20 protein-coding genes are annotated in these 20656 nt (G+C 50.1%); 8 read left to right on the forward strand and 12 right to left on the reverse strand.

The genetic code is table 11. The features are described from left to right. Window positions 1–113: 113 nt before the first annotated feature. Window positions 114–680, reverse strand: coding sequence for a helix-turn-helix domain-containing protein (locus BTA51_RS11785; RefSeq protein ID WP_094707802.1), 567 nt, complete (start codon window positions 678–680; stop codon window positions 114–116). Window positions 681–793: 113 nt separating this feature from the next. Between BTA51_RS11785 and BTA51_RS11790 the strand changes: the two genes are divergently transcribed. Continuing rightward, entirely contained in the window at window positions 794–1954 is a 1161-nt protein-coding gene (locus tag BTA51_RS11790) for a benzoate/H(+) symporter BenE family transporter (RefSeq protein ID WP_094707663.1), read from the forward strand. 91 nt (window positions 1955–2045) lie between these two features. On the opposite strand, the gene BTA51_RS11795 is transcribed toward BTA51_RS11790, so the two are convergent. The 5 genes from BTA51_RS11795 to BTA51_RS11815 all read right to left on the reverse strand — a co-directional run bounded on the left by BTA51_RS11795 (window position 2046) and on the right by BTA51_RS11815 (window position 6862). Beyond that, window positions 2046–3659: a choice-of-anchor I family protein gene (locus BTA51_RS11795; protein WP_094707664.1), complete on the reverse strand. Its 1614-nt coding sequence runs from the start codon at window positions 3657–3659 to the stop codon at window positions 2046–2048. Between the two features lie 110 nt (window positions 3660–3769). Beyond that, a complete protein-coding gene (locus BTA51_RS11800) occupies window positions 3770–4090 on the reverse strand; it encodes a DUF3301 domain-containing protein (protein WP_094707665.1) in 321 nt (106 codons plus the stop codon). 67 nt (window positions 4091–4157) lie between these two features. Beyond that, window positions 4158–5714, reverse strand: a complete 1557-nt coding sequence (locus BTA51_RS11805) for a cryptochrome/photolyase family protein (protein WP_094707666.1) — start codon at window positions 5712–5714, stop codon at window positions 4158–4160. 138 nt (window positions 5715–5852) lie between these two features. Then, window positions 5853–6419: an NADPH-dependent FMN reductase gene (locus tag BTA51_RS11810; protein WP_094707803.1), complete on the reverse strand. Its 567-nt coding sequence runs from the start codon at window positions 6417–6419 to the stop codon at window positions 5853–5855. A 23-nt stretch (window positions 6420–6442) separates the two neighbouring features. Next, window positions 6443–6862 (reverse strand): VOC family protein, encoded by a 420-nt coding sequence (locus BTA51_RS11815; RefSeq protein WP_094707667.1) that lies wholly within the window; start codon window positions 6860–6862, stop codon window positions 6443–6445. Window positions 6863–7051: 189 nt separating this feature from the next. Between BTA51_RS11815 and BTA51_RS11820 the strand changes: the two genes are divergently transcribed. Beyond that, window positions 7052–7684, forward strand: coding sequence for a metalloregulator ArsR/SmtB family transcription factor (locus BTA51_RS11820; RefSeq protein ID WP_246841013.1), 633 nt, complete (start codon window positions 7052–7054; stop codon window positions 7682–7684). A 301-nt stretch (window positions 7685–7985) separates the two neighbouring features. On the opposite strand, the gene BTA51_RS11830 is transcribed toward BTA51_RS11820, so the two are convergent. After that, entirely contained in the window at window positions 7986–9533 is a 1548-nt protein-coding gene (locus BTA51_RS11830; protein WP_094707669.1) for a Na/Pi cotransporter family protein, read from the reverse strand. Window positions 9534–9718: 185 nt separating this feature from the next. Between BTA51_RS11830 and BTA51_RS11835 the strand changes: the two genes are divergently transcribed. The 3 genes from BTA51_RS11835 (at window position 9719) to BTA51_RS11845 (ending at window position 12505) form a co-directional block, all read left to right on the forward strand. Next, window positions 9719–10450, forward strand: a complete 732-nt coding sequence (locus BTA51_RS11835; RefSeq protein WP_168188142.1) for an ABC transporter substrate-binding protein — start codon at window positions 9719–9721, stop codon at window positions 10448–10450. 201 nt (window positions 10451–10651) lie between these two features. After that, on the forward strand, window positions 10652–11407 hold the full coding sequence (locus BTA51_RS11840; RefSeq protein ID WP_246841014.1) for an AraC family transcriptional regulator: 756 nt from the start codon (window positions 10652–10654) through the stop codon (window positions 11405–11407). 156 nt (window positions 11408–11563) lie between these two features. Beyond that, window positions 11564–12505, forward strand: a complete 942-nt coding sequence (locus BTA51_RS11845) for a DMT family transporter (protein WP_246841015.1) — start codon at window positions 11564–11566, stop codon at window positions 12503–12505. A gap of 8 nt (window positions 12506–12513) precedes the next feature. On the opposite strand, the gene BTA51_RS11850 is transcribed toward BTA51_RS11845, so the two are convergent. The 5 genes from BTA51_RS11850 to BTA51_RS11870 form a co-directional block, all read right to left on the reverse strand. Beyond that, the gene (locus tag BTA51_RS11850) at window positions 12514–13503 is read right to left on the reverse strand and encodes a phytanoyl-CoA dioxygenase family protein (RefSeq protein ID WP_094707671.1); all 990 of its coding nucleotides are present in this window, start codon (window positions 13501–13503) and stop codon (window positions 12514–12516) included. Window positions 13504–13575: 72 nt separating this feature from the next. Next, entirely contained in the window at window positions 13576–13974 is a 399-nt protein-coding gene (locus BTA51_RS11855; RefSeq protein WP_094707672.1) for an ectoine synthase, read from the reverse strand. 72 nt (window positions 13975–14046) lie between these two features. Continuing rightward, window positions 14047–15321, reverse strand: coding sequence for a diaminobutyrate--2-oxoglutarate transaminase (ectB, locus tag BTA51_RS11860; RefSeq protein WP_094707673.1), 1275 nt, complete (start codon window positions 15319–15321; stop codon window positions 14047–14049). A gap of 226 nt (window positions 15322–15547) precedes the next feature. Further along, the gene (gene ectA, locus BTA51_RS11865; RefSeq protein WP_094707674.1) at window positions 15548–16051 is read right to left on the reverse strand and encodes a diaminobutyrate acetyltransferase; all 504 of its coding nucleotides are present in this window, start codon (window positions 16049–16051) and stop codon (window positions 15548–15550) included. 136 nt (window positions 16052–16187) lie between these two features. Next, window positions 16188–17135, reverse strand: coding sequence for a LysR family transcriptional regulator (locus BTA51_RS11870; protein WP_094707675.1), 948 nt, complete (start codon window positions 17133–17135; stop codon window positions 16188–16190). A 245-nt stretch (window positions 17136–17380) separates the two neighbouring features. On the opposite strand from BTA51_RS11870, the gene BTA51_RS11875 reads away from it, so the two are divergent. The 3 genes from BTA51_RS11875 to BTA51_RS11885 all read left to right on the forward strand — a co-directional run bounded on the left by BTA51_RS11875 (window position 17381) and on the right by BTA51_RS11885 (window position 20652). Beyond that, window positions 17381–18820 carry an amidohydrolase family protein gene (locus BTA51_RS11875; protein WP_168188143.1) on the forward strand — a complete coding sequence of 480 codons (1440 nt, stop codon included), beginning with the start codon at window positions 17381–17383 and terminating at the stop codon, window positions 18818–18820. Between the two features lie 210 nt (window positions 18821–19030). Continuing rightward, the gene (gene trxA / locus BTA51_RS11880) at window positions 19031–19357 is read left to right on the forward strand and encodes a thioredoxin (protein ID WP_168188144.1); all 327 of its coding nucleotides are present in this window, start codon (window positions 19031–19033) and stop codon (window positions 19355–19357) included. A gap of 308 nt (window positions 19358–19665) precedes the next feature. Next, window positions 19666–20652 (forward strand): ABC transporter substrate-binding protein, encoded by a 987-nt coding sequence (locus tag BTA51_RS11885; protein WP_094707678.1) that lies wholly within the window; start codon window positions 19666–19668, stop codon window positions 20650–20652. Window positions 20653–20656: the final 4 nt, after the last annotated feature.

Raw genomic sequence — 20656 nt, forward strand, 5'->3', positions numbered from 1 at the left:
AGGGTAAGTAAACCGTGCCTCGGCGGACCTTGCCCGCGCAATCCTTCCACTCCCTTTTCGGGAGTGGTTTTTTTGTTTCTCCCCGACGATCTTATTCCGAATACCAGTAGGCTTCAGGACCTGCCGGGATAATGAATCACATTATGAAATACTACCGGCTTTTGACTGGAATTCCGGTAACCATGAGATTCATCAGCAGCGAACCGCAACGCATCTCCCTTTTTCAGCTTGATCCACTTCCCTCGGTGAAGAATTTCCAGCTTCCCTTTTATGACAGTGACATGTTCAATCACTCCGGTCTCATGGGGATCAGACAAGTGCTTGATTCCAGCCGGAAGGGTCAGCTCCATATACTCAAAGCCCAATACGGGATCAAACGGAAACAGAATTTCCACAGCCAGAGCGTCTTCCGGCATAGGGGTCTTAGAGTTCCCTGCCCTGTGCAATAGGGTTGGCGGTCGGCTACTTTCGGTATCAGTTACCAGGGACGTAAATGACAGGCGCATCCCGGTGGCGATTTTCCACAATGTGGCAATTGTCGGGCTGGACTCCTCCCGTTCGATCTGCCCCAGCATAGCCTTGCTGACACCCGTTGCCTGTGCCGTCTTATCCAGACTCCAGCCTTTCTGTTTTCGCTCACGCTTCAGGACTTCGGCAATATGCTGATTGATCGAATCCACTGACAGGTATCTCCCCTGAATAAATTTCATATGTACGCTATAGCGCACAAGTGATATTCTCACACGTGCGTTATAGCGCACATTCATAATACTCAGATTGCACGGAGATCTCCATGCTGAAAGGATTTTCCATAAATCATCTGGTCGCGGGATTTATTGCTGTGCTGGTCGGCTACACCAGTTCAGCGGCGATTATCTTCCAGGCGGCACAGTCTGTGGGTGCTACGCCGGAGGAAATCGGCTCCTGGATGTTTGCGCTGGGGATTGGCATGGGCGTCACCAGCATTGGTCTGTCGGTCGCCTATAAAATGCCGTTGTTCATCGCATGGTCGACTCCTGGAGCGGCACTCCTGGTCACCAGCCTGATGGGAGTCTCGCTGGCTGAAGCAACCGGGGCTTTCGTGTTGTCTTCACTGCTCATTTTGATATCAGGAGTCACCGGACTTTTCGAGCGTATGATGAAACATATTCCTCTGGGCATAGGGGCTGCGATGCTGGCAGGAATATTGTTGCAGTTCGGCCTGGATGTCTTTCGCGCCTTTGGAGATGACTTCTCGTTGGTCGCTATAATGGGCCTCACTTACCTAGTCTTTAAACGCTTTCGCTCACGTTATACCGTCGTGCTGGTACTGCTGGTCGGCATTGTCTGGGCTGCCTGGGATCATTCATTAGACTTCAGCCGTCTGAGCCTCGAATTTGCGACACCAATATTCACATGGCCAGTATTCAATATGACTACCCTACTAAGTGTCGGCGTTCCCCTATTCATTGTTACCATGACCTCACAGAATATCCCTGGGGTTGCCGTGCTTAAGGCTCATGGATACCAACCGCCGATCTCGCCTACCGTTACATGGACAGGATTGGCGAGTCTTATACTCGCACCATTTGGTGGCTATGCTCTCAATCTGGCGGCTATCACGGCGGCAATCTGTATGGGCCCCGATGTGGATAAAGATCCATCCAAACGTTACTGGGCCAGCGTATCCGGGGGGGTGATCTATCTGTTTCTGGGAATATTCGGAGCCACGGTGTCAGCATTATTCCTGGCTTTCCCGAAGGCTCTGGTGGTCGCAATCGCAGGCCTGGCTTTGCTGGCTACTATCGGCAACAGCCTGCACACAGCATTGGCTGATCCGGCTGATCGCGAAGCGTCATTGATCACGTTCCTGATTGCCGCTTCCGGTATTACCCTGTTTGGAGTGGGTTCCGCATTCTGGGCCATTGTCGTAGGCATTGCAGCAAAGTGGATCATGCATCCACGCGATCACTAAACTGATCAGTGAAGACGTCTAGGCAGCATCCTTGCTGCCCTTGTTTTCTACATCGTTTTCTATTTCCGCTTAGACATCAGATGCGGAAAGATTAACGCCCAAGGTGAAACCAGGGAAAGTCCACATTGATTTGGATAATCGAGGTGGTTCCGCTTACCTCGTTACCCACAACCAGGAGCGGCTTTCTGTTAGGGCTTTGATGTGCCGGGATAAAGGTTAATCCTTCCGGTCCAAGGTCGCCCACCAGTGGGTTAACACTATCATCGGGTAGCTGTGCATCCACCTCAAAATTGCGTGAAGTAAAGTAGTCTACAAAACTGACCCGGTACGGATTGGTAATGTCGTACACCATAATACCGCCAACCCGCTCCAGACCGATAAACGCATAGGTCTGCCCATATATCCTGCCCAGGGTGACACCTTCCGGTTCTGGTCCCTTATCGTCTGAACGGCTGTCAAAGGAGCCGTTTTCGTCATTATTGCTGTTGAAGTTTTCCGGAATTCTCTCGGCGGTGATCCTTTCGAAATCTGATCCCGAGTCGTACACCAAGCGACCATAAGCACTACGGATGGAAAAGGATCGGGCGCCATAGCTATACAGTTCGTCAAAATCACCATCGCCATCGGTATCGCCATTGGCGGTGGTGACTTTTAGGCGGCCCAGATTCTCGCTTTCCTGCAACATCGCGGCATTGGGAAAAGCTGTCGGATCAAGGTCCAGGTCCTTTACCCGTTCCTCTTCGCTGTAGCCATCATAATCCCGGCTATCCCCTTCGTTTGCCGTCACGATATAGGTCTGGCCAAAGAAAGAGTAACTGGCAATGGAGTCCGGCATATACATGCCCTTTACCGGCCAATTGGTAATATTGATGCCGTCATCCTTATTGCTTGCATCCAGTTCGTTACCCGGAAGGCTATGGTCTTTGGTTCCCAGGGGCTGAATATCGATTACTTTTGCTTTTTTGATATCCACCACGGCCATAGCATTGGCTTCCTGCAGACTCACCCAGGCATAGCGCGAGTTACGGGATACGGCGATATATTCCGGCTCAAAGTCCTGCGCCACTGTAGAACCTGGCCCATACACGCGAACACCTTTGGCCTGTAAAACTTCTTTCATTCCGTTATAACGGGAGAAATCAGCGGTGCGTACCTCGGCATATTTCACCCCGTGACGCAGATCGACAATACTGACAGAGCCCTCGGGATCAACCGTGTAATCGTCATTAGGCTCGCCTTCATTAGCCACCAGTGCGTATCGGCCATTCGGCGTAAACGTCACCATATCAGGCAGCGCACCAACCGGTAAGGTGTTCAGAAGCGTCAGCGTCATAGCATCATAAAATGCCACAACCCCTGGCTCCTGCGTATTCTCGGCTTCAATGGCAACAGCGACCAGGCCTTTGTGTACCGCCACACTATTCGCACTTCCACCGAGGGCTGAGGCATCAATAGTACCAATCAACAAGGGGTGGGAAGGATCGTGAATATCCAGCACTTCAACGGCGGCAGCATCCGCGTTTACTTTGAAAATACGCTGGTTACGGGAATCGTAGGCAACGATCTCAGCGGCACCTTCATCAAACACACCAGTCTGATGCTGGCCCAATAACTCTAGAGAAACTATCGGCTGAAAAAAATGCTGTGCGCTTGCACCTGTGGACACAACCAGGCCCAATGCAATCGCTAATGCGTGCAACTTCATGTGGAATCCCCTCTGTCACTTCTTATTGGTGGGTTAAGTGGTGAGTCAAATAGGAGACCCTATCGCTTCTGTATGAAGGTTTTATTGCAGGATAAGCAGTGAGGTGCCTGTCAGTGAAGCCTGTGAGGTTCAATTATGATCTCTTGAACCTGCATACCGAGGAGTGTCACATAACCACGGTAACGCTCTTCTCCCGTTGAGGAAAATTCGAAACCATAGACCCGATACACTCTAGCCTGGCCGCTCGTAGTACGCTTTAACTTGATAGATCGCAGGGCAACATTCTGATCCAGGAACTGCAGATCCAGTTCCTCGCAACGTTTTCTTACGGCGGCCAACGCCCGTTCCTTGACCTTGAATCCATGCCACCATATCCCACCAATACTGGCGATCACAGTGAGCCAGACCACATCCATTAATTCGATATACATAGAAAACTGTCGCTAGCTACCGCCTTATCATTTGGCTGGCTACTGTAGCAGATCAATCGCAGCCTGGTCATGTATAGCGTTTTCGCAACGATTCTGCCTGCCGGCGAATGGCTGACATCTCACCTTCGGATTTCCGCAGCAAGTTAGAATACTGGAACTTCATACGATGGTTCTCGCGAATGACTTCCCGATGGCGGTCAAGAAAATCCCAGTAAAGCGTAGTGATGGGGCACGCCTTCTCACCGGTAGCCTGCTTGGGGTTATAACGGCAATGCCGACAATAATTACTCATCTTCTGAATATAGTTACCGGACGCTGCGTAGGGTTTTGTGGCAAGAAAGCCCCCATCGGCATACTGACTCATCCCCAGCACATTCGGCACCGAAACCCAATCCACTGCATCCGCATACATAGACATGTGCCATTCATGCACCTTCCAGGGATTCACTCCCAACAACATGGAAAACAAGCCTAAAACCATTAAACGCTGAATGTGATGGGCATAGGCATGGTCCACCAATTGCTGGAGACAGGCTTGTAGACAACGCATATCGGTCTCGGCAGTCCACATAAACGCAGGCATATCCTGATGAGCCTTCAAGGCATTCTGGTGCTCATAGTCCGGCATTTTCAGCCAATACACTCCCCTCACATATTCCCGCCAGCCCAGGACCTGACGAACAAAACCCTCAACCGAATTTAACGGGGCTTTACCGGAATAGTAGGACGCCACAGCAGCATCTATGACTTCCCGGGGATCAAGCAAATGCAGGTTCAACACACAGGTTAAACGGCTGTGATACAGATAGGGATGACCCGTTACCATGGCATCCTGATAACGCCCAAAATCCGGTAATCGATGGGTAATAAAATCCTCCAGCGATTCAAGTGCCTGCCGGCGTGTTACCGGATAATCGAAAAAATCCAGGTGACCGGGGCTGTCAGCATATCTCTGCTCAACCAACCGGATCACATCACAGGTGATCTGATCAGGATTAAACGTCCGCATCTTAGGCACATTCTCAGGGCCCTCTTTGCCGAATGATTCACGATTATCCTTATCATAGTTCCACCGGCCACCCTCAGGTTCGTCTCCCTGCATAAGAATTCCGTAGCGCCGTCTCATCGTACGATAGAAGCGCTCAAGCAGGAGCGATTCCTGATCCTTTGCGAACGCCTTAAACTCGTCTATGGAACACATGAAATGGTCGTCTGTAACAACTTTTAGAGGAACCGATAGAGCTTTCAAAGATTGCTTGAGGGTATTGAGAACACGATAGTCCCCAGGTTCGGTCACCAAGACCTGTTGTGGATGACAACAGAACACGCAACGCTCAATTTCACCGGCAAAGGAGTGGGTATTTTCCTGATCTTCCAGCTCCGTGTAGAAGACGCGGAAACCTTTCTTCCTCAATGCCTCACGAAAGTGGCGCATGGCAGAGAAAAACAATGCCAGACGAATTTTATGCTGGGGAATATAAGTAGCTTCATGGTCCACTTCCATCATGAGAATCGCATCCAGCTCTTTATCCAGTTCACTGAATGCTGCTGTTTCCATTGATAGTTGATCGCCAAAAACGACGTGTAGATTTCGAATGAATTTATCGGATGGTGGGTGATTCATCTTGACTCCTGCTTACTGACTAATGGGTTTACGCAAGAGCCTGGCATTTAGGTTCACCCCGGAAATCATGACTGGACATGTAGCAAGGACTGCGACAAGCGCAGCCCTGAACCAATACTCTCTTTGTTCCTCGTAAGCCTATACCTCATAGGGTTCCATTTGCCTGGCCTGCTTCAAATGCCGCCCCCACCAACTTAATTGAGCCAACATTCGCGACATGGCACTTTCGGCACGTTCAGGTTTTCTGAGCTTTCCGTTCTCATCAAACTGCTCCCAAGCCGAAGCGAAGCTCACGGAATCCCGCACGCTCACTCCATGCAGCTCCACAAACACCTGACGCATATGTTCCACCGCACGCAGCCCCCCGGAAATTCCACCATAGCTGACAAAGCCCACAGGCTTCGCCCGCCATTCGGCCTTGGCAGAATCAACCACAACCTTCAGTGCCGCCGGATAGCTATGGTTATATTCGGGAACCACGACGACAAATGCATCAGCCTGCTGCAACTTATCTCTGTAGCTCTGCGCCGAGTGATCAGATCCGCCAGGGAGTCCGGGGATATTCAGATGCAATGGATCGATCACCTCAGGCGCTGCCTGAAAATACCGTTCCACCTCGGCAGCCGCCCAGGCGGCCACCGTATCGCAAAATCGTTGTTCCCGGATACTACCGAGGATCATGGCAATGTTCAGGCTCTGGTCCATTTCGGCCTCCAAACCATTAATCATCACGCTTGCTGCTCGTAGTAATTGCGTTCCTCAGATTTCTCACTGAGATACTGCACAAACTCCCATTCAATGCCATTTGGATCGTAATAATAGGCCCGTCGACGATATGGGTGAGCATCACTTTCATAGCCTGAATAGCCTTTCTCTTTAAACCGGCAGAGAATTCCATCCAGATCTTCCACCACCATCCCCACATGATTAATCCCGTCATTGAGATAGCGAGTGCCGGTTTCACTCAAATGGTCATCACATTGCTGCAGAGCGAAATAAAAGCTCTCGTTACCAAAATGAACCCACTTACCAGGTTGATTCCACAGCTTTCCTTCCCCCCGCAGCTCAAAATCAGGAAAAGCCGTTTTCAGAAATTCCATGGTTTTCTGAGCATTTTCTACGGTGATATTTGCATGTTCCAGATACATGATTGTGTCCTCTTTGTTCACTGTTATTGCTTTGTTTGATCCCGATATTGCTTACCACAAATTAGTAAAGCATTTACTTTACTAATTAAAACTTTACTCCTGAAAACCACAATTAGTAAAGCTATCGCTTTCTTAAATTTTAGCTATGACGTTATACTGGGCTCTGTTGAAACCCATGGGAGAAATGTTTTGAGTTCTCAGGAAGACAGTGCAGAAAGAATTCTCTACCTGATCAAATCCCGAGGCCCTGCCAGTGCCAAAGAACTCAGCAGCTGGCTGGGCATGACCACGATGGGCGCACGTCAGCACATTGCCCGTCTGGAACAGGAACGACTGCTTTACAGCCGTGAAGAAAAGCAGCCCCGGGGTCGTCCGCTGGCAAAATGGTATTTGTCGGAAAAGGCTCAGGCTCGTTTTCCTGACAGCCATGCCAATCTCACGGTGGATCTGATTGCTTCCACACGGGAGGTCTTTGGCGAAGAAGGATTAGACAAGCTGATTGAAGTGCGGAATCGCAAGCAACTGCAAAGCTATCTGGCCATACTGACACCAATCAAAGATGCCTTTCAGCGTCTTGAAAAGCTGGCAGAGCTACGCTCCGCCGAAGGCTATATGGCCAAAGCAAAAGAAGTAAGCGATTACTACCTTCTTATCGAAAACCATTGCCCGATTTGCGTGGCAGCCCGACAATGTCAGGGCCTGTGCCGAACAGAGCTGGAGAACTTTCAGCATTGCTTTGAGGGGGTGGCAACGGTAGAACGAACCGACCACATTATCGAAGGTGCACGGCGTTGCTGCTATCGAGTCGTCCCATTAAGCTGAGGGTATCTTGATTCTGGTAACCGGTGATGACAGGTTGGTATAGGAAAAACCTGGGAGACGCACTACTCGCTGATGTAGCCCTCTCAGAGATACAAACGAAAGCTTGCGACATGCTTCAGCAGACTCAATCGCAAGAGGAAGCTCCCGTATATTATCGTCATGAATCGGAGGGTCGACTCCACTGCGAGTTGATTGTTTACTTTTCTCCAGCAGCAGAACAACTTGCCAGAGCTTTTGAGGCGATTCCCTGCTCGCCCCCTTCACTATCGGGAATGAGCCGACTCGAAACGGTCAGTAAGCGTTAACTTCCCATGTCCAGCAATAGACGAACTGCTTTAATCTGTTGTTCTTGTAAACGCTTGTATTGACTCAAGCGCTGCAGGAGCTGGTTCATCTTGGACAGCCCCAACCGCCCTTCCATGGCTGAATCCAACAGCCGTTGTTTCAACCTCTGATATGAGTCATCGGCATCCTTACTGGTTCCCAACATATCCAAGGGTTCCAGATTGGAGGGGAAAGCATGATTGACCAACCAATCATTAAGCTGAGTCATCAGCTCAGCCTGAACCGTCGGCTCCTTGCGCAATGAATCCATGGTTTCCAGCAGGTTATAGGCATACTGAACTACCTGCAAAGCATCCGGAATCTGGTTTGCCATCGATGCGGACAAGGGCTGCTGAAGCAGATTGCTGATGTATTGATTAATCTCATCAAGCAATTCCCTTAAGGCATTACGGGTTTCTTCAGTCACTTTGTCCTCGGGATTCAATAACGAGGCACGTATATGCGCTGACAACAAACCCTGGAAGCGTTCAAGCTCCATGCGCACCGCACGGAAGGCCAGATCGGGGACCACCGAAGCATTTTTATCGATATGCTTCAGTGACAACACTTTTCCGCCACGCTGAAAGCGGGTTTTGAGCCAGCGGATCATGGGCGTTCCCAACGGCCACATCAGGGCAACTCCAAGTAGGTTGAACAGAGAGTGGAACGCCGCCAGAAATACCGCAGGATTTTCCGCCTGACTTTCACCTTTCAATAATTCCGTCACTGCCCACATAAACAGGGGTAGCAACAGCAAAGCTACCAAACCGGTGATGAGATTGAACAGGACGTGGGCAACCGATAATCGTTTGGCACTGGCGGTCGCCCCGAAAGAAGCCAGAATGGCCGTTGAAGTGGTTCCGATATTGGCACCGATCACCGCCGCTGCCCCTGCTTCCAACGGAAGTAAGTGTCCGGCTATCGCCGTCAGGATCACCGCAATGGCCGCACTGGAGGACTGCATCAGTACCGTGAGTATGGCCCCGACCACCACCATCCAGAGCAAGTAAAAACTTCCATCAGCGGTAAGGCCATCACTGATTCCCGCGCCTAAACCTTCAAACGCAGATTTCATGATATCAATCCCCAGGAACAGTAAACCAAATCCTGCAATCGCAGTACCGATCGCTCTGTGGCGATTGGACTTCAGCATCAAATGGAGAAAAGCGCCCACTCCCACCAACGGCAGAGCATAAGCATCAATCTTGATACTGAATCCCAGCAACGCCACCAGCCAGGCAGTTAGCGTGGTGCCGACATTACTGCCGAATATCACCCATACGGCATGATCAAATACCAACAGTCCTGCATTGACGAATCCCAGTGCTGCCACCGTGACAGCGCTTGATGACTGGACCAGAGCCGTTATGGAAAGCCCACTGACCAAGGCTCTCCATCTCGTGGATGTCCAACGACCGAGCATAATTTCCAGCGCTGGGCCTGCCGCCAGCTTCAATCCATCAGTGAGTAGTGTCATCCCCAGGAGGAACAGTCCGATTCCACCGATAAATTGTCCTATCACCATAATGAGCCCACTAATTTGATTCGCAGTCTATGTTCGAAATTTCAATATCCAGCACTGTCTGGTCAGGATAATGACTGAATTTTGGACCATAATTTACTCAGAACCTACAGATAAAGCGGTCTTCCATGATTCCCCATAATCAACGCTGCCCTATGTATGCTGCTTTGATCATATCTGCATTTTTAATGTTACAGGTACCGGCTACCTTTGGAGCCTGCAGCAAACTTATGCGCTGGAATGACGATCCACCGTATAGTTTTTCCAGCCCGGATAACCCCGGTAAAGTCCAGGGAATCAGTGTTGAAACTGCCAAAAAGGTCTTTCAACAAATGGAATGCGAGCTAAGGTTTATCAAAATGCCTTGGGCACGTGGGCTGCAGGAGTTAAGAGTAGGCCGGATAGACCTCATCAGCGGTGCATATAAAACGGCTGAAAGAGAAGTATATGCCAACTATTCCCAAGTGGGCTTATCCTCGCCCAACATTCTCTTTGTCAGGACGAAGGATGCGGCCACCCTGCCCTGGACCCGACTGGAACAGCTTTCCGGCACCAAATTTCGGCTGGGAGTGCAAATCAATGTTTCCTACAGTTCTGAGTTTGATCGGCTCAAATCAACCCCGGACTTTTTCAAGATAATGGTCCCACAGAGCGACCGGGAGGTCCTCTGGAAGATGCTGGCCCTGAATCGGATTGACGGTGTCATCGCGGATGAAGTCACCGGGATACTGGAAATCAAACAGCTTGGCCTGGCAAAGGAGATTAAGGCATCCTCGCTGGTGGTTTCCCAAAAGCCGGCATATTTCGCCTTTTCAAAACAGACCACTATGTCCGAATTCGTCGCTGAATTTGACAGGCAACTACAGCAACTGATCGACGATGGCGAGTATCAAGCCATCGTTGAGCACTATCTGAAATAGATTTATCCACAGTATCCGGCACAAAGGTTATGCCGCCACCTAAAGCTCTTATTCGAGATAGATCAATTGATTGAATTAAAGTGTCTGGTCGAAGTGCATTACCCGGTCAACATAAAGCACTTGGTATAAATAGCACTTAATAGAAATAGCGCGTGTTATAAGTTGAGCACCTGTTCGAATTAGCATCAGCCCGGCTATACTATGCCGATGAACAACCTGACTCCCAATCTGGATCTGCGCAGTTATCACTGCGAGATGCAAAACCATCAGCATGACTACCACCAACTGGTGTTACCCGTTCAAGGGCAACTCCAAATGACGGTGGGACATTCCGGAGGGCAGGTATACACCCAACAGGCTGCATTCATAGCGGCCGGTGAAAATCACAGCTTTGCCGCTGATGACAACAACCGTTTTGTCGTCGCAGATATTCCTCACTCGCTGGCCCCCACCCTTGAGCGACTCCCTGCATTCCTCCCCATGGACCCGGCTCTTGTCCGCTATGTGGAGTTCATGCACCAGCAAATATTGGAATGCCAAACCGTCGTCGGCAATGAGGGCCAAAGTAAGACGACGATGTTGCTTCTCCTGACCCAGTTACTGATGGAACGCCATGGTGGCACAGTATGCATAGATCGCCGGGTTGCAGCTGCCAAAACATGGCTTGATCAACATTACCAGCAGCCCGTTTCACTTTATCAATTGGCAGAAGTGGCTCATCTTAGCCAGCGCCAGCTGGTTGATTTGTTTAAGCAAAGTTATCGCCAGACGCCACACCAGTATCTGACATCCCTGCGCATGCAACATGCCCGGCAATTGCTGGAACAAACTGATTTGAGCGTTCAGCGGATTGCAGATGAGGTTGGCTATTCCAATCTGTCGGCGTTCAGTGACCGTTTCCGTCAGCATTTCGGCAAGTCTCCCCGGTACTTTCGTTCAAATAGCGATCTTGCCTAGGAACCAGTACGCGCCTGGATACCGATGTTCGCCCCAGCACCACAATGCCCCATGGAAACACTTTTCACCAGAACACCAAATAACACTGCCGTTTCAGCAAAGACGTATAAGGTCTGACTTCTTAGACTCCTGTCATCACTATCCAGGAGTACTTTTATGTCACAGCGATGTATGTCACAGCCACGCATGCCACAGCGACAATCGGCGACTTTCATCGGCTTTATCTCAATTTTTTTATGGGGCACTTTGGCTCTGCTCACCAAATTGACAGGAGGCCTGATTCCACCTTTTCAATTGATGGCAATGTGCTTCGGCCTGGCATTTCTACTAATGCTCATCCGCTGGTGGAAACAGGGTGTTTCCGGTCTTCGCTACCTACGCCAGCCCCCGTTGGCCTGGTTACTTGGTGTGGGAGGCTACTTCGGTTATCACCTGTGCTATTTCCTGGCAATGGGACTGGCTCCAGCCGTGGAGGTCAGCTTACTGGCCTACCTCTGGCCATTGATGATTGTACTTCTGGCGGCTCTGCTGCCAGGCGAATCTTTACACAGATATCATATTGTGGGAGCACTATTAGCGCTCGTCGGTTGCTGGCTGTTGATAGGAAAAGGCAGTACCGGATTTCAATGGGATTACATCACCGGCTATATACTGGCTCTGGCATGCGCCGTTATCTGGTCAACTTACTCAGTCGCCAGCCGGTTGGTAAAACAGGTCACCACAGATGCAGTAGGCTGGTTTTGTGCCTTTACCGCCCTATTGGCGTTAGTGTGTCACGGGTACTGGGAAACCACGGTCTGGCCCCAGAATACATGGCAGTGGCTTGGCGTCATCGGATTGGGTCTGGGGCCGGTGGGGATCGCCTTTTTTACCTGGGATTTTGGTATCAAGCACGGCAACATCCAGTTGCTGGGAGTTCTCGCCTATGCGGCTCCGCTCATCTCAACCGTTCTGCTGGTTGCCGCCGGCCAGGCAGAAGCCAGTTGGTCTTTGGCTCTGGCATGTCTGGCCATCGTCGGAGGTTCGTTAATCGCCGGCCGGGCCAACCGAATCGGGTCCCGGACAGCGGTCAACAAAGTGGCTCGTGTGGAAGGTTAGTCTGACACTTATGCCAGAGGCGAGCCCACTTTTCTGGCAGCCACATATTCAGGACGTGGTTCACGCTCACAGTTCGGTGTCTGCAACTGATTGGACCAGGCATTATAGGCCACAAAGAAATTGGCCCTGGGATCCGGCGTAATATTGCCGTTGTTTCCGTGCAGGGTGTTGCTGTCCATCACGACGATAGAGCCCGGTTTGCCACAGGCAGACTGAATCCCTCCGTCGTACATTAACGTACTCAGCACTGCAGTATCAGGAATGCCGTGTTCCTGTTGTTTCAAGGCCTGCTTGTAGTGATCCTTGGGAGTGTCCCCGCTGCAGCGGACGTAATAGTCATGAGATCCGGGAATCATCATTAAAGGGCCGTTATGCTCATGGCTTTCGGTCAGAGCGATAGAGATACTCAAGGCTCTCATCCGCGGCATACCGTCTTCAACGTGCCAGGTTTCAAAGTCCGAATGCCAGAAGAATTTCTCCGTGGTAAACCCGGGCTTGTAACACAGTCTGGATTGATGGATATAAATATCGTCGGCCAGTATCTGACGGGCAATCGAGGTTAATCTCGCGTCCCGGGCCACTTTGCCGAACAACGGATTCAGTTTGTGTACCCCAAATACGGAATGCAGTTCGTCATCGACGTAATTGAAGCTCTCCGGACGGCGGCGTAACAATGGATCCGTCCGCATCTGGTTAAGCTCCCGGCGCAACGGCCCCACCTCATCTTCGGTAAATACGTTATCCAGCATCAGAAAACCATTCTTACGGTAGCTTTCCAGTTGTTCTGGTGTTAGAACGTGTTCAGAGGTCAGAGCGTGTTCGGATGCCAGAGCCGGCTGTTCAGACTTCTGAGCCTCACCCTGATCTGCCCGATCAATCTGGTTGTTCTCAACATAAACCACCGGATCCTGACGTTTTTGAATCAGGGTCTCATCACCGGTACGTGAGGCATAGGGTTTATCTCCAGCAATCATGCTGATTTCACTGACGTGTTTCATGGTGCTCCTCCTTGTTTGATTAACAGAGGTGAATGAGTTAACAGTTGTGGCCGGCAATCACCGGCCACTGACTCAGTCCACCACTGTTTCCGCTTCCAGCGGATAGACGCCGTTCTCGTCGTGAGTTTCCTTGCCGTTCAGGGGGGGATTAAATACACAGGCCATTGTCATGTCCGTGAAGCCCCGCAGCAGGTGCTTATCGTTTTTGTCGAGGATATAAACGGTACCGGGCTTGATAGGATATACCTTACCATCGGCAACGGTTTCCACTTCCCCTTCACCGGATATGCAATAAACGGTTTCCAGATGATTCTGATAGTGAATCGGGGTTTCCGTGTTCGCATAAATCGTCGTGATGTGAAAGGAAAAGCCCATCTGATCATCCTTCAGAGAAAGACGTACGCTTTCCCAGTTTTCCGCGGACACCCGCCGATCAGTTTTTTTAGCTTCTTCCAGTGTTCTAACAATCATTCTCGTGCTCCAGATTCTATTTCTGTGGTTGTCTCAATGCCTTCTGTCTTAATGTCGTCAGCCACCAGACTATCAGCCGGCTGCACGCCATTCTTCACTGGCAACCACTTCTTTAATACTTTCTTCAATAATGGATAAACCTTCACTCAGATCATCCATTGATATCACCAGTGGGCACAGGCATTTCACCACTTCGGAATCAGCCCCACTGGTTTCGACAATCAAGCCCTTGCCAAAACTCTTCTGACAAATCGCAGCGGCCAGTTCACCGTCCACACAACTCAGACCACGCATCATCCCCCGGCCTTTCACCTTAAACAGGGAATGACCAAAACGATCAGCCATTTTGCTGAATCGCTTCTCGATCAAGTCCGCTTTTTCACGAACTTCAGTCACAAACTGATCATCCTTCCAATAATGCTCCAGGGCAGCATTGGCGGTGACAAACGCATGGTTGTTTCCACGGAAGGTCCCGTTGTGTTCACCGGGTTTCCAGATGTCCATGTCGGGCTTGATCAATGTCAGGGCAAAGGGCAGACCAAATCCACTCAGTGATTTGGACAAGGTCACAATATCCGGTTTGATACCGGAAGGTTCAAAGCTGAAGAAGTGACCGGTACGGCCGCATCCCGCCTGGATATCATCAACAATCAGAACAATGCCGTGATCCCGACAGATTTTCTCAAGACGACGCAACCAGCGGTCGCTGGCAACGTTCAATCCACCTTCACCCTGCACCACTTCTACAATCACTGCAGCAGGCAGATCCAGACCGCTACTACCATCCTTGATCATTTTTTCCAGCAACCTGGTGGTATCAAAGTCTTTCCCCAGGTAACCGTCATAGGGCAGGCGGGTCACATCATTCAGCGATACACCGGCACCGTCGCGGTGGTGGCTGTTGCCTGTCAGAGCCACGGAGCCCAAGGTGCAACCATGGAAACCATTGGTGAATGCCACCACATTGGTGCGCCCAGTAACTTTACGGGCAATTTTCAACGCCGCTTCGACAGCGTTGGTACCGGTCGGACCGGTGAATTGAAGGCGATACTTCAAATTCCGGGGCTTCAGGATCAGCGCGTCAAAGTTTTCCAGAAACCGGCCTTTGGCATCGGTGTGCATATCCAGGCCATGGGCAATACCGTCTTCGGCGATATAGTCCAACAATGGTTGCTTCAACTTCGGGTTGTTATGCCCGTAATTCAGCGTTCCAGCACCAGCCAGGAAATCTATATAGCTGTTACCATCGACATCCTCGATACGTGCTCCCCGGGCACGCTTAAACACTTTAGGGAATGAACGTGCATAACTCTGTACGGCGGATTCAACATTTTCAAAAATATTCATGATGGTACCTGTTTTCTTTCTTAATTCCGTAATAACAAACTCGTCGTTCGTGCTTGTGAGTGACTACCTTTTTACTGCTAAAAATCTACATCTGCTGCGCTAGCGGGGCCGGTTCTCATTTGACTGAAACTAACAGTCATGTCCGGTTACGTAAATTTCAGTTATACCTCGCCCTTTCCTGCATCTTTGTCACCTTTGATGCAGGCCTCCCCATATATCTATTCGCTTAAAAAGGGCCGATCGTCAGCATGATCTCGTCATCATGCCGGCCACCAAAGTGCGACTCCCGTCCAAACAGACATTCCCGTTGGGTGGAAGTATTGAGTTCTGCAGCCAGGCTTTCGAACAGCGCCCAGGATGCCTGGTTGTCCGGATTAATTGTGGTCTGCATAAAGCGGATATTTTCACTGCCGGGGCGGTTAACAAGCTCTCTCAGCATACGTCCGGCCAAGCCTTTTCCCCGGGCTTCGGCATCGACGGCAACCTGCCATACAAATAAGTGGTCTTGCTTGTCCGGGACCCGATATCCGGAAATAAATCCCATGATTCGGTTATCGATTTCGGCACAGACACTGGTCCCACTCCAGTGAGAACACTGCAGCAAATTGCAGTAGACGGAATTGGTGTCCAGGGGTGGGCATCTGCCGATCAATTGATTAACGGCTAAGCCGTCTTTTGATGTGGGGTGGCGAAACTTAATGTCGGACTCATCCGACTTAGTTTTCGTCATTTTTCATTGCTCTCGTGACTAAAGAGCGCATCATTCTAACCAGACATTGATTAGAGTTCAAATCAATATAAGGTTAAATATTTATTAAAAAACATCTAACCTATTGTTATATATAAGATAAAAAGTACTTTGAATTCTATAAACCGACCACAGCGCTTCCCTTACCAGTACAGTGAGCACAGCCTTTCCATTTCATCTTGGTGATGTCTTCCACCAGCTGCCGCATCCACATTAACCCCGGGTCACGATCATGACGGGTGTGCCAAATCAGATAGATACTGGTGGGGTCAAGATCAAAAGGAACATCGGCAAACCAAATGCCATCCTGATAGCCGGCTCCACCCGTGGCAATTTTGGGAATTACCGCAATCATGTCGGATTCTCGCAGTAGCTGGGGCACGACAGCAAAATGGTTCACCGTGACAGCCACCCGGCGCTTCCAGCCTCTTTGTGACAAAGCCAGATCAACAATACCGGTAGTGTCACCAGACAGGGAAACCATCAGATGTTTCGCCGCCAGAAAATCCTTCAGGGTGATACCGTTCTTCGCCAATGGATGGTCGTCTCGCATGGCCAGCGTGTATTCACTGTCAAATAGCCAGATACTCCGTAGGCTGCTGTCATGACCGGTGAGCATACCAATCGCCAGGTCAACATGAGCTTCCCTCAACTGATTGAATGCATCTGCCTGCGTGTATGGCACGGCATAAAGGTCAATGCCGGGAGCCTTACGTTGTAATGAACATGCCAGTGATTGCCAGATCAGATCGACCAGCACGTCGGTAACGGCAATGCGGAATTTTCGTTTGGATTCAGCAGGTTCAAATGCACTGGCATCTATCGCGTTGGAAAGTTCATGCATGGGCGCTCTGACCTGATCCCATAAACTCAAGGCAAATGAAGTTGGCTCAATGCTTCGCCCTTTTTTCACAAATAGAGGGTCTTTCCAGAGATGTCGCATACGGGAAACCGCATTGGAGACCGCAGGCTGGGTCATGGCGAGCCGATCAGCGGCTCGTGTCACGGATCCTTCCGTCATGATGGCATCAAATACGTATAGCAGTGTCAGGTCCTGGTTCTTCATTTATCCTGTCCGTCCGGGTTACATCACAGAATATGATGTTAAGAGAGGTAAATGTATGCCCATTTTTATCAGTCGGCAACAAATATAAGTGTCTGTCGTTAATTACAAGGTACCGGCGTTTTATGTTCTGCATGCCCGGCCAGTAAAAGCGGATGTTAAAGTTGTGGCGAATATCCCAGTTTGTATTTTGGCGTTTGATAAAGTCTTATGCGCAACAGCCAGTCTCATTACAACGGAAAATAATCATGATCCCTTTCTCAGCATATCATCATGGTAAGCTCTCTCGACTAATAGGCCCCCTCGCCGTCTCCATCACACTTGCCGGTATGTCTGGATGCTTTCACTATGCCTCTCTCCCTCCGATGGTCAAAAAGAGCAGTGAACAAAGCCTGCTGATTACGAATGCCCGTATTTTTGATGGACAAGCCGACCACCCGATCCAGGAAAACATGGACCTGCTTGTGGAGAACGGACGCATCGTTCGCGTGGCTCCACACCCGCTAAATGTTTCTGCCGGTACAGAGCTGCAGGCAGAAGGTAAGCTGGTGATGCCGGGTCTCATTGATTTCCATACTCACGTCGGAGGCACCGATGCGCCGCCCTGGCGTAAGACCTTCTATCCACCAGAACGGACCCTGTCAGCCTTTCTGGCATTCGGCGTCACCTCAGTGGTGGATATGGGAGGAATTTCCGGACAATTACAGTCGCTCCATGAGGAGCTGGAGTCCGGCGACATCGCAGGACCCAGGCTCGCGTATGCCGGGCGCCAGGTGACCGTCGCAGAAAGCCATCCAGGTCCGCTGATCGAGGAGACCGTGAGCTGGCCGATCTCAAGCCTGGTGAAGCAATGGATGATGGACGAAATCGACGACAATACCGATTTTCAGGCATTGGCCCATTCCCGCATTGAAGAAGGAGCTTCTCTGGTCAAAATCATGATTGACCGTATCCCCCTGAACACTCCCTCCATGCCTCTGGAAATAGCCAGTAAAACAGTTGCCGCGGCCCATGAAGCAGGCCTGCCGGTAGCTGCACATATCGGTACCGCTGAAGATATGGAAACCGGGCTTGAAGCCGGCGTCGACCTTTTTGCACACAGTGTTAACAGCTCGGAACTGACAGATAGTAGTCTCGAACATCTGAAACAATCCGGCACTCCGGTCATCAGCACGTTACGGATATTCCAGAATGTCACCCTGGTTAGCGAAGGGAAAAACCCAGTGACGGCCGCCGATGCACGTGTCATGGATACCGGGGCCGTCCAGGCGTTTGCCGACAAGCCTGAAGTTACCCCTGCCATGCTCCAATACGGAGAGAATATTTCCCGCCACTCTGTCGATCGCTATGAAGGATGCAACAAGATGCGCAAGGCAGGAATCCCCTTACTGGTGGGTACCGATACGCCACTTTTAGGCGCTTCCGCCGGTGCTTCTACGCATGCAGAACTCTATCTGCTAGTGGACCGTTGTGGATACTCACCTGTAGAGGCGCTGACCATGGCCACCGGAAAGCCAGGAGAAATTCTTGGAGATTGGCTGCAGTTAGACGGACTGGGCACCATTAGCGAAAACGCTCCAGCAGACCTTCTCATCATTGATGGTGATCCTTCTCAAAACATCCGGGACATTGCCAAGATCGACCGCATCATCATCCGTGGTGTCATCATTGAACCTGAGACTCCTTGATGCTCTAAATACTCGCCTGGAAGAACGACTATTCCAGCATACCGCTGACCTGGCTTCGTGCGCTCTTATATCACGGGAAGTGATAATCGCTATATCAATGGTCAATTAGTAACCTGCCAGGTCCCCAGGCAAGATAGCCTCAACAGATAAACAAGTGGCCTGCGAAGGCAAAGCCTTCCCGCCGTAACGCTTGAATAATTGAGGTTTAACATGAGCGAATTTATTCAGCACATTTCCGAAAGCGAATTCGGCGATGTCGTTATCAAGTCAGACAAGCCCGTACTGGTAGATTTCTGGGCAGAGTGGTGCGGCCCCTGCCACGCCATCGCTCCTCTCTTGGATGAGCTGGCAGAAGACATGGCCGAAGATATCAAAGTAGTCAAAGTCAACGTTGATGAAAACAGGGATATTGCCGGAGCCATGGGCATCCGCAGCATTCCAACCCTGATCGTCTTCAAAGACGGCAAAGCCGTCGCCAACCAAAGTGGTGTCGCCGGCTTCGCCCAATTAAAGAATTTTGTGGCTAAAGCGATCTAAAGCCCCCGTTAGGAGCAGTGCCCTGCTGCTCCGTTTTTTTGAATACTTTGCTCCGTTTTTTGAATACTTAATAGTCCCGCGAAGTAGATAAACCCCACATATCCTCAACCAACTGATGATTGACGACAAATATCACCAGGCAGGCCATCATAGATTTGGAGATATGCAGATGTGGATGTGTTCTCAGAAGCTATACTTCCTAATGGTACCCCTGAATACTTCCGGCGAAGAAGGCTGCCGACAGTAAAGCGCGCATAATTCTCAGCCATTCCGTTTTATAAACCAAGTACCAGGAATCGGTGGATGATATGAAATACATGCTGCTAATTGTCTTTATAGTTAGTGCATTTCATTCCGCCAAAGGATGGCCAGAATCGAAAGTCGTGTTGCTGGTCTCCAGCTATCACTATAAATTTCCCTGGACAAATCAGTGCGAAGCCGGTATCCGGGAATCGGTGTCTGCAATAGCTACTGTAGAGACTTTTTACATGGACACCAAAAGACTGCCTGAAACTGAATTTCAGGACCGAGCAGATCAGGCATTGAAGAAAATCGAGGAATCGAAGGCAGATCTTATCTTTCTTGGTGATGATAACGCGCTAAAGTTCCTCGGGCCCAAACTTGCCAAAAAAAATATTCCGGTTGTTTTTTTAGGCATTAATGATAATCCACGAGTCTATTTTTCAGATGGTTTACTGCCGCCAAACATGACTGGTGTCCTGGAAAGAACACCCATTCTCGGCACTTTAAGGTTTATCTCAAAAATTATGCCGAAAGCTAAACGGGTACTCGTAATAGCAGGAAACAGTCAAACCTCCCGCGCAGAGTTAAAGAATACCTTGCTTGACCAAAAGACTTTCGCCACCACAGGCATAGTGGCCAATATTGAAATCGCTCCCACATGGTCAAACTGGCTGGAAACGCTCCGCTCAGTTCATGAAACCTATGATGCCGTGATTCCGGTGGCGTATTTCAACATTAAGGACGAAAACGGCAGGTACCTGTCCGCCGAAGAATCCATCGCCGGAATGTCCTCAACCAGTCAAATTCCAATATTCGCAAATCAGGACTATACAGTCGGGGACAATGGTGCGGTGGGAGCCCTGGTTATTAATGGTAAAACACACGGTAAAAGAGCCGGAGCCATTGCACTTAAAATTCTGGAAGGTCAATCCCCACTTTCCATTGTCCCCGAAGTGGACCAATCAGGTGTTCTATACTTCAACCGCAAACAGTTACAACGGTTTGGTATTTCTTTGCCTCAAGAAATAGAAAATAGAGCCATTTTTAATTAGTGAT

Source organism: Hahella sp. CCB-MM4, from assembly GCF_002260525.1.
Taxonomy (GTDB): Bacteria; Pseudomonadota; Gammaproteobacteria; order Pseudomonadales; family Oleiphilaceae; genus Hahella.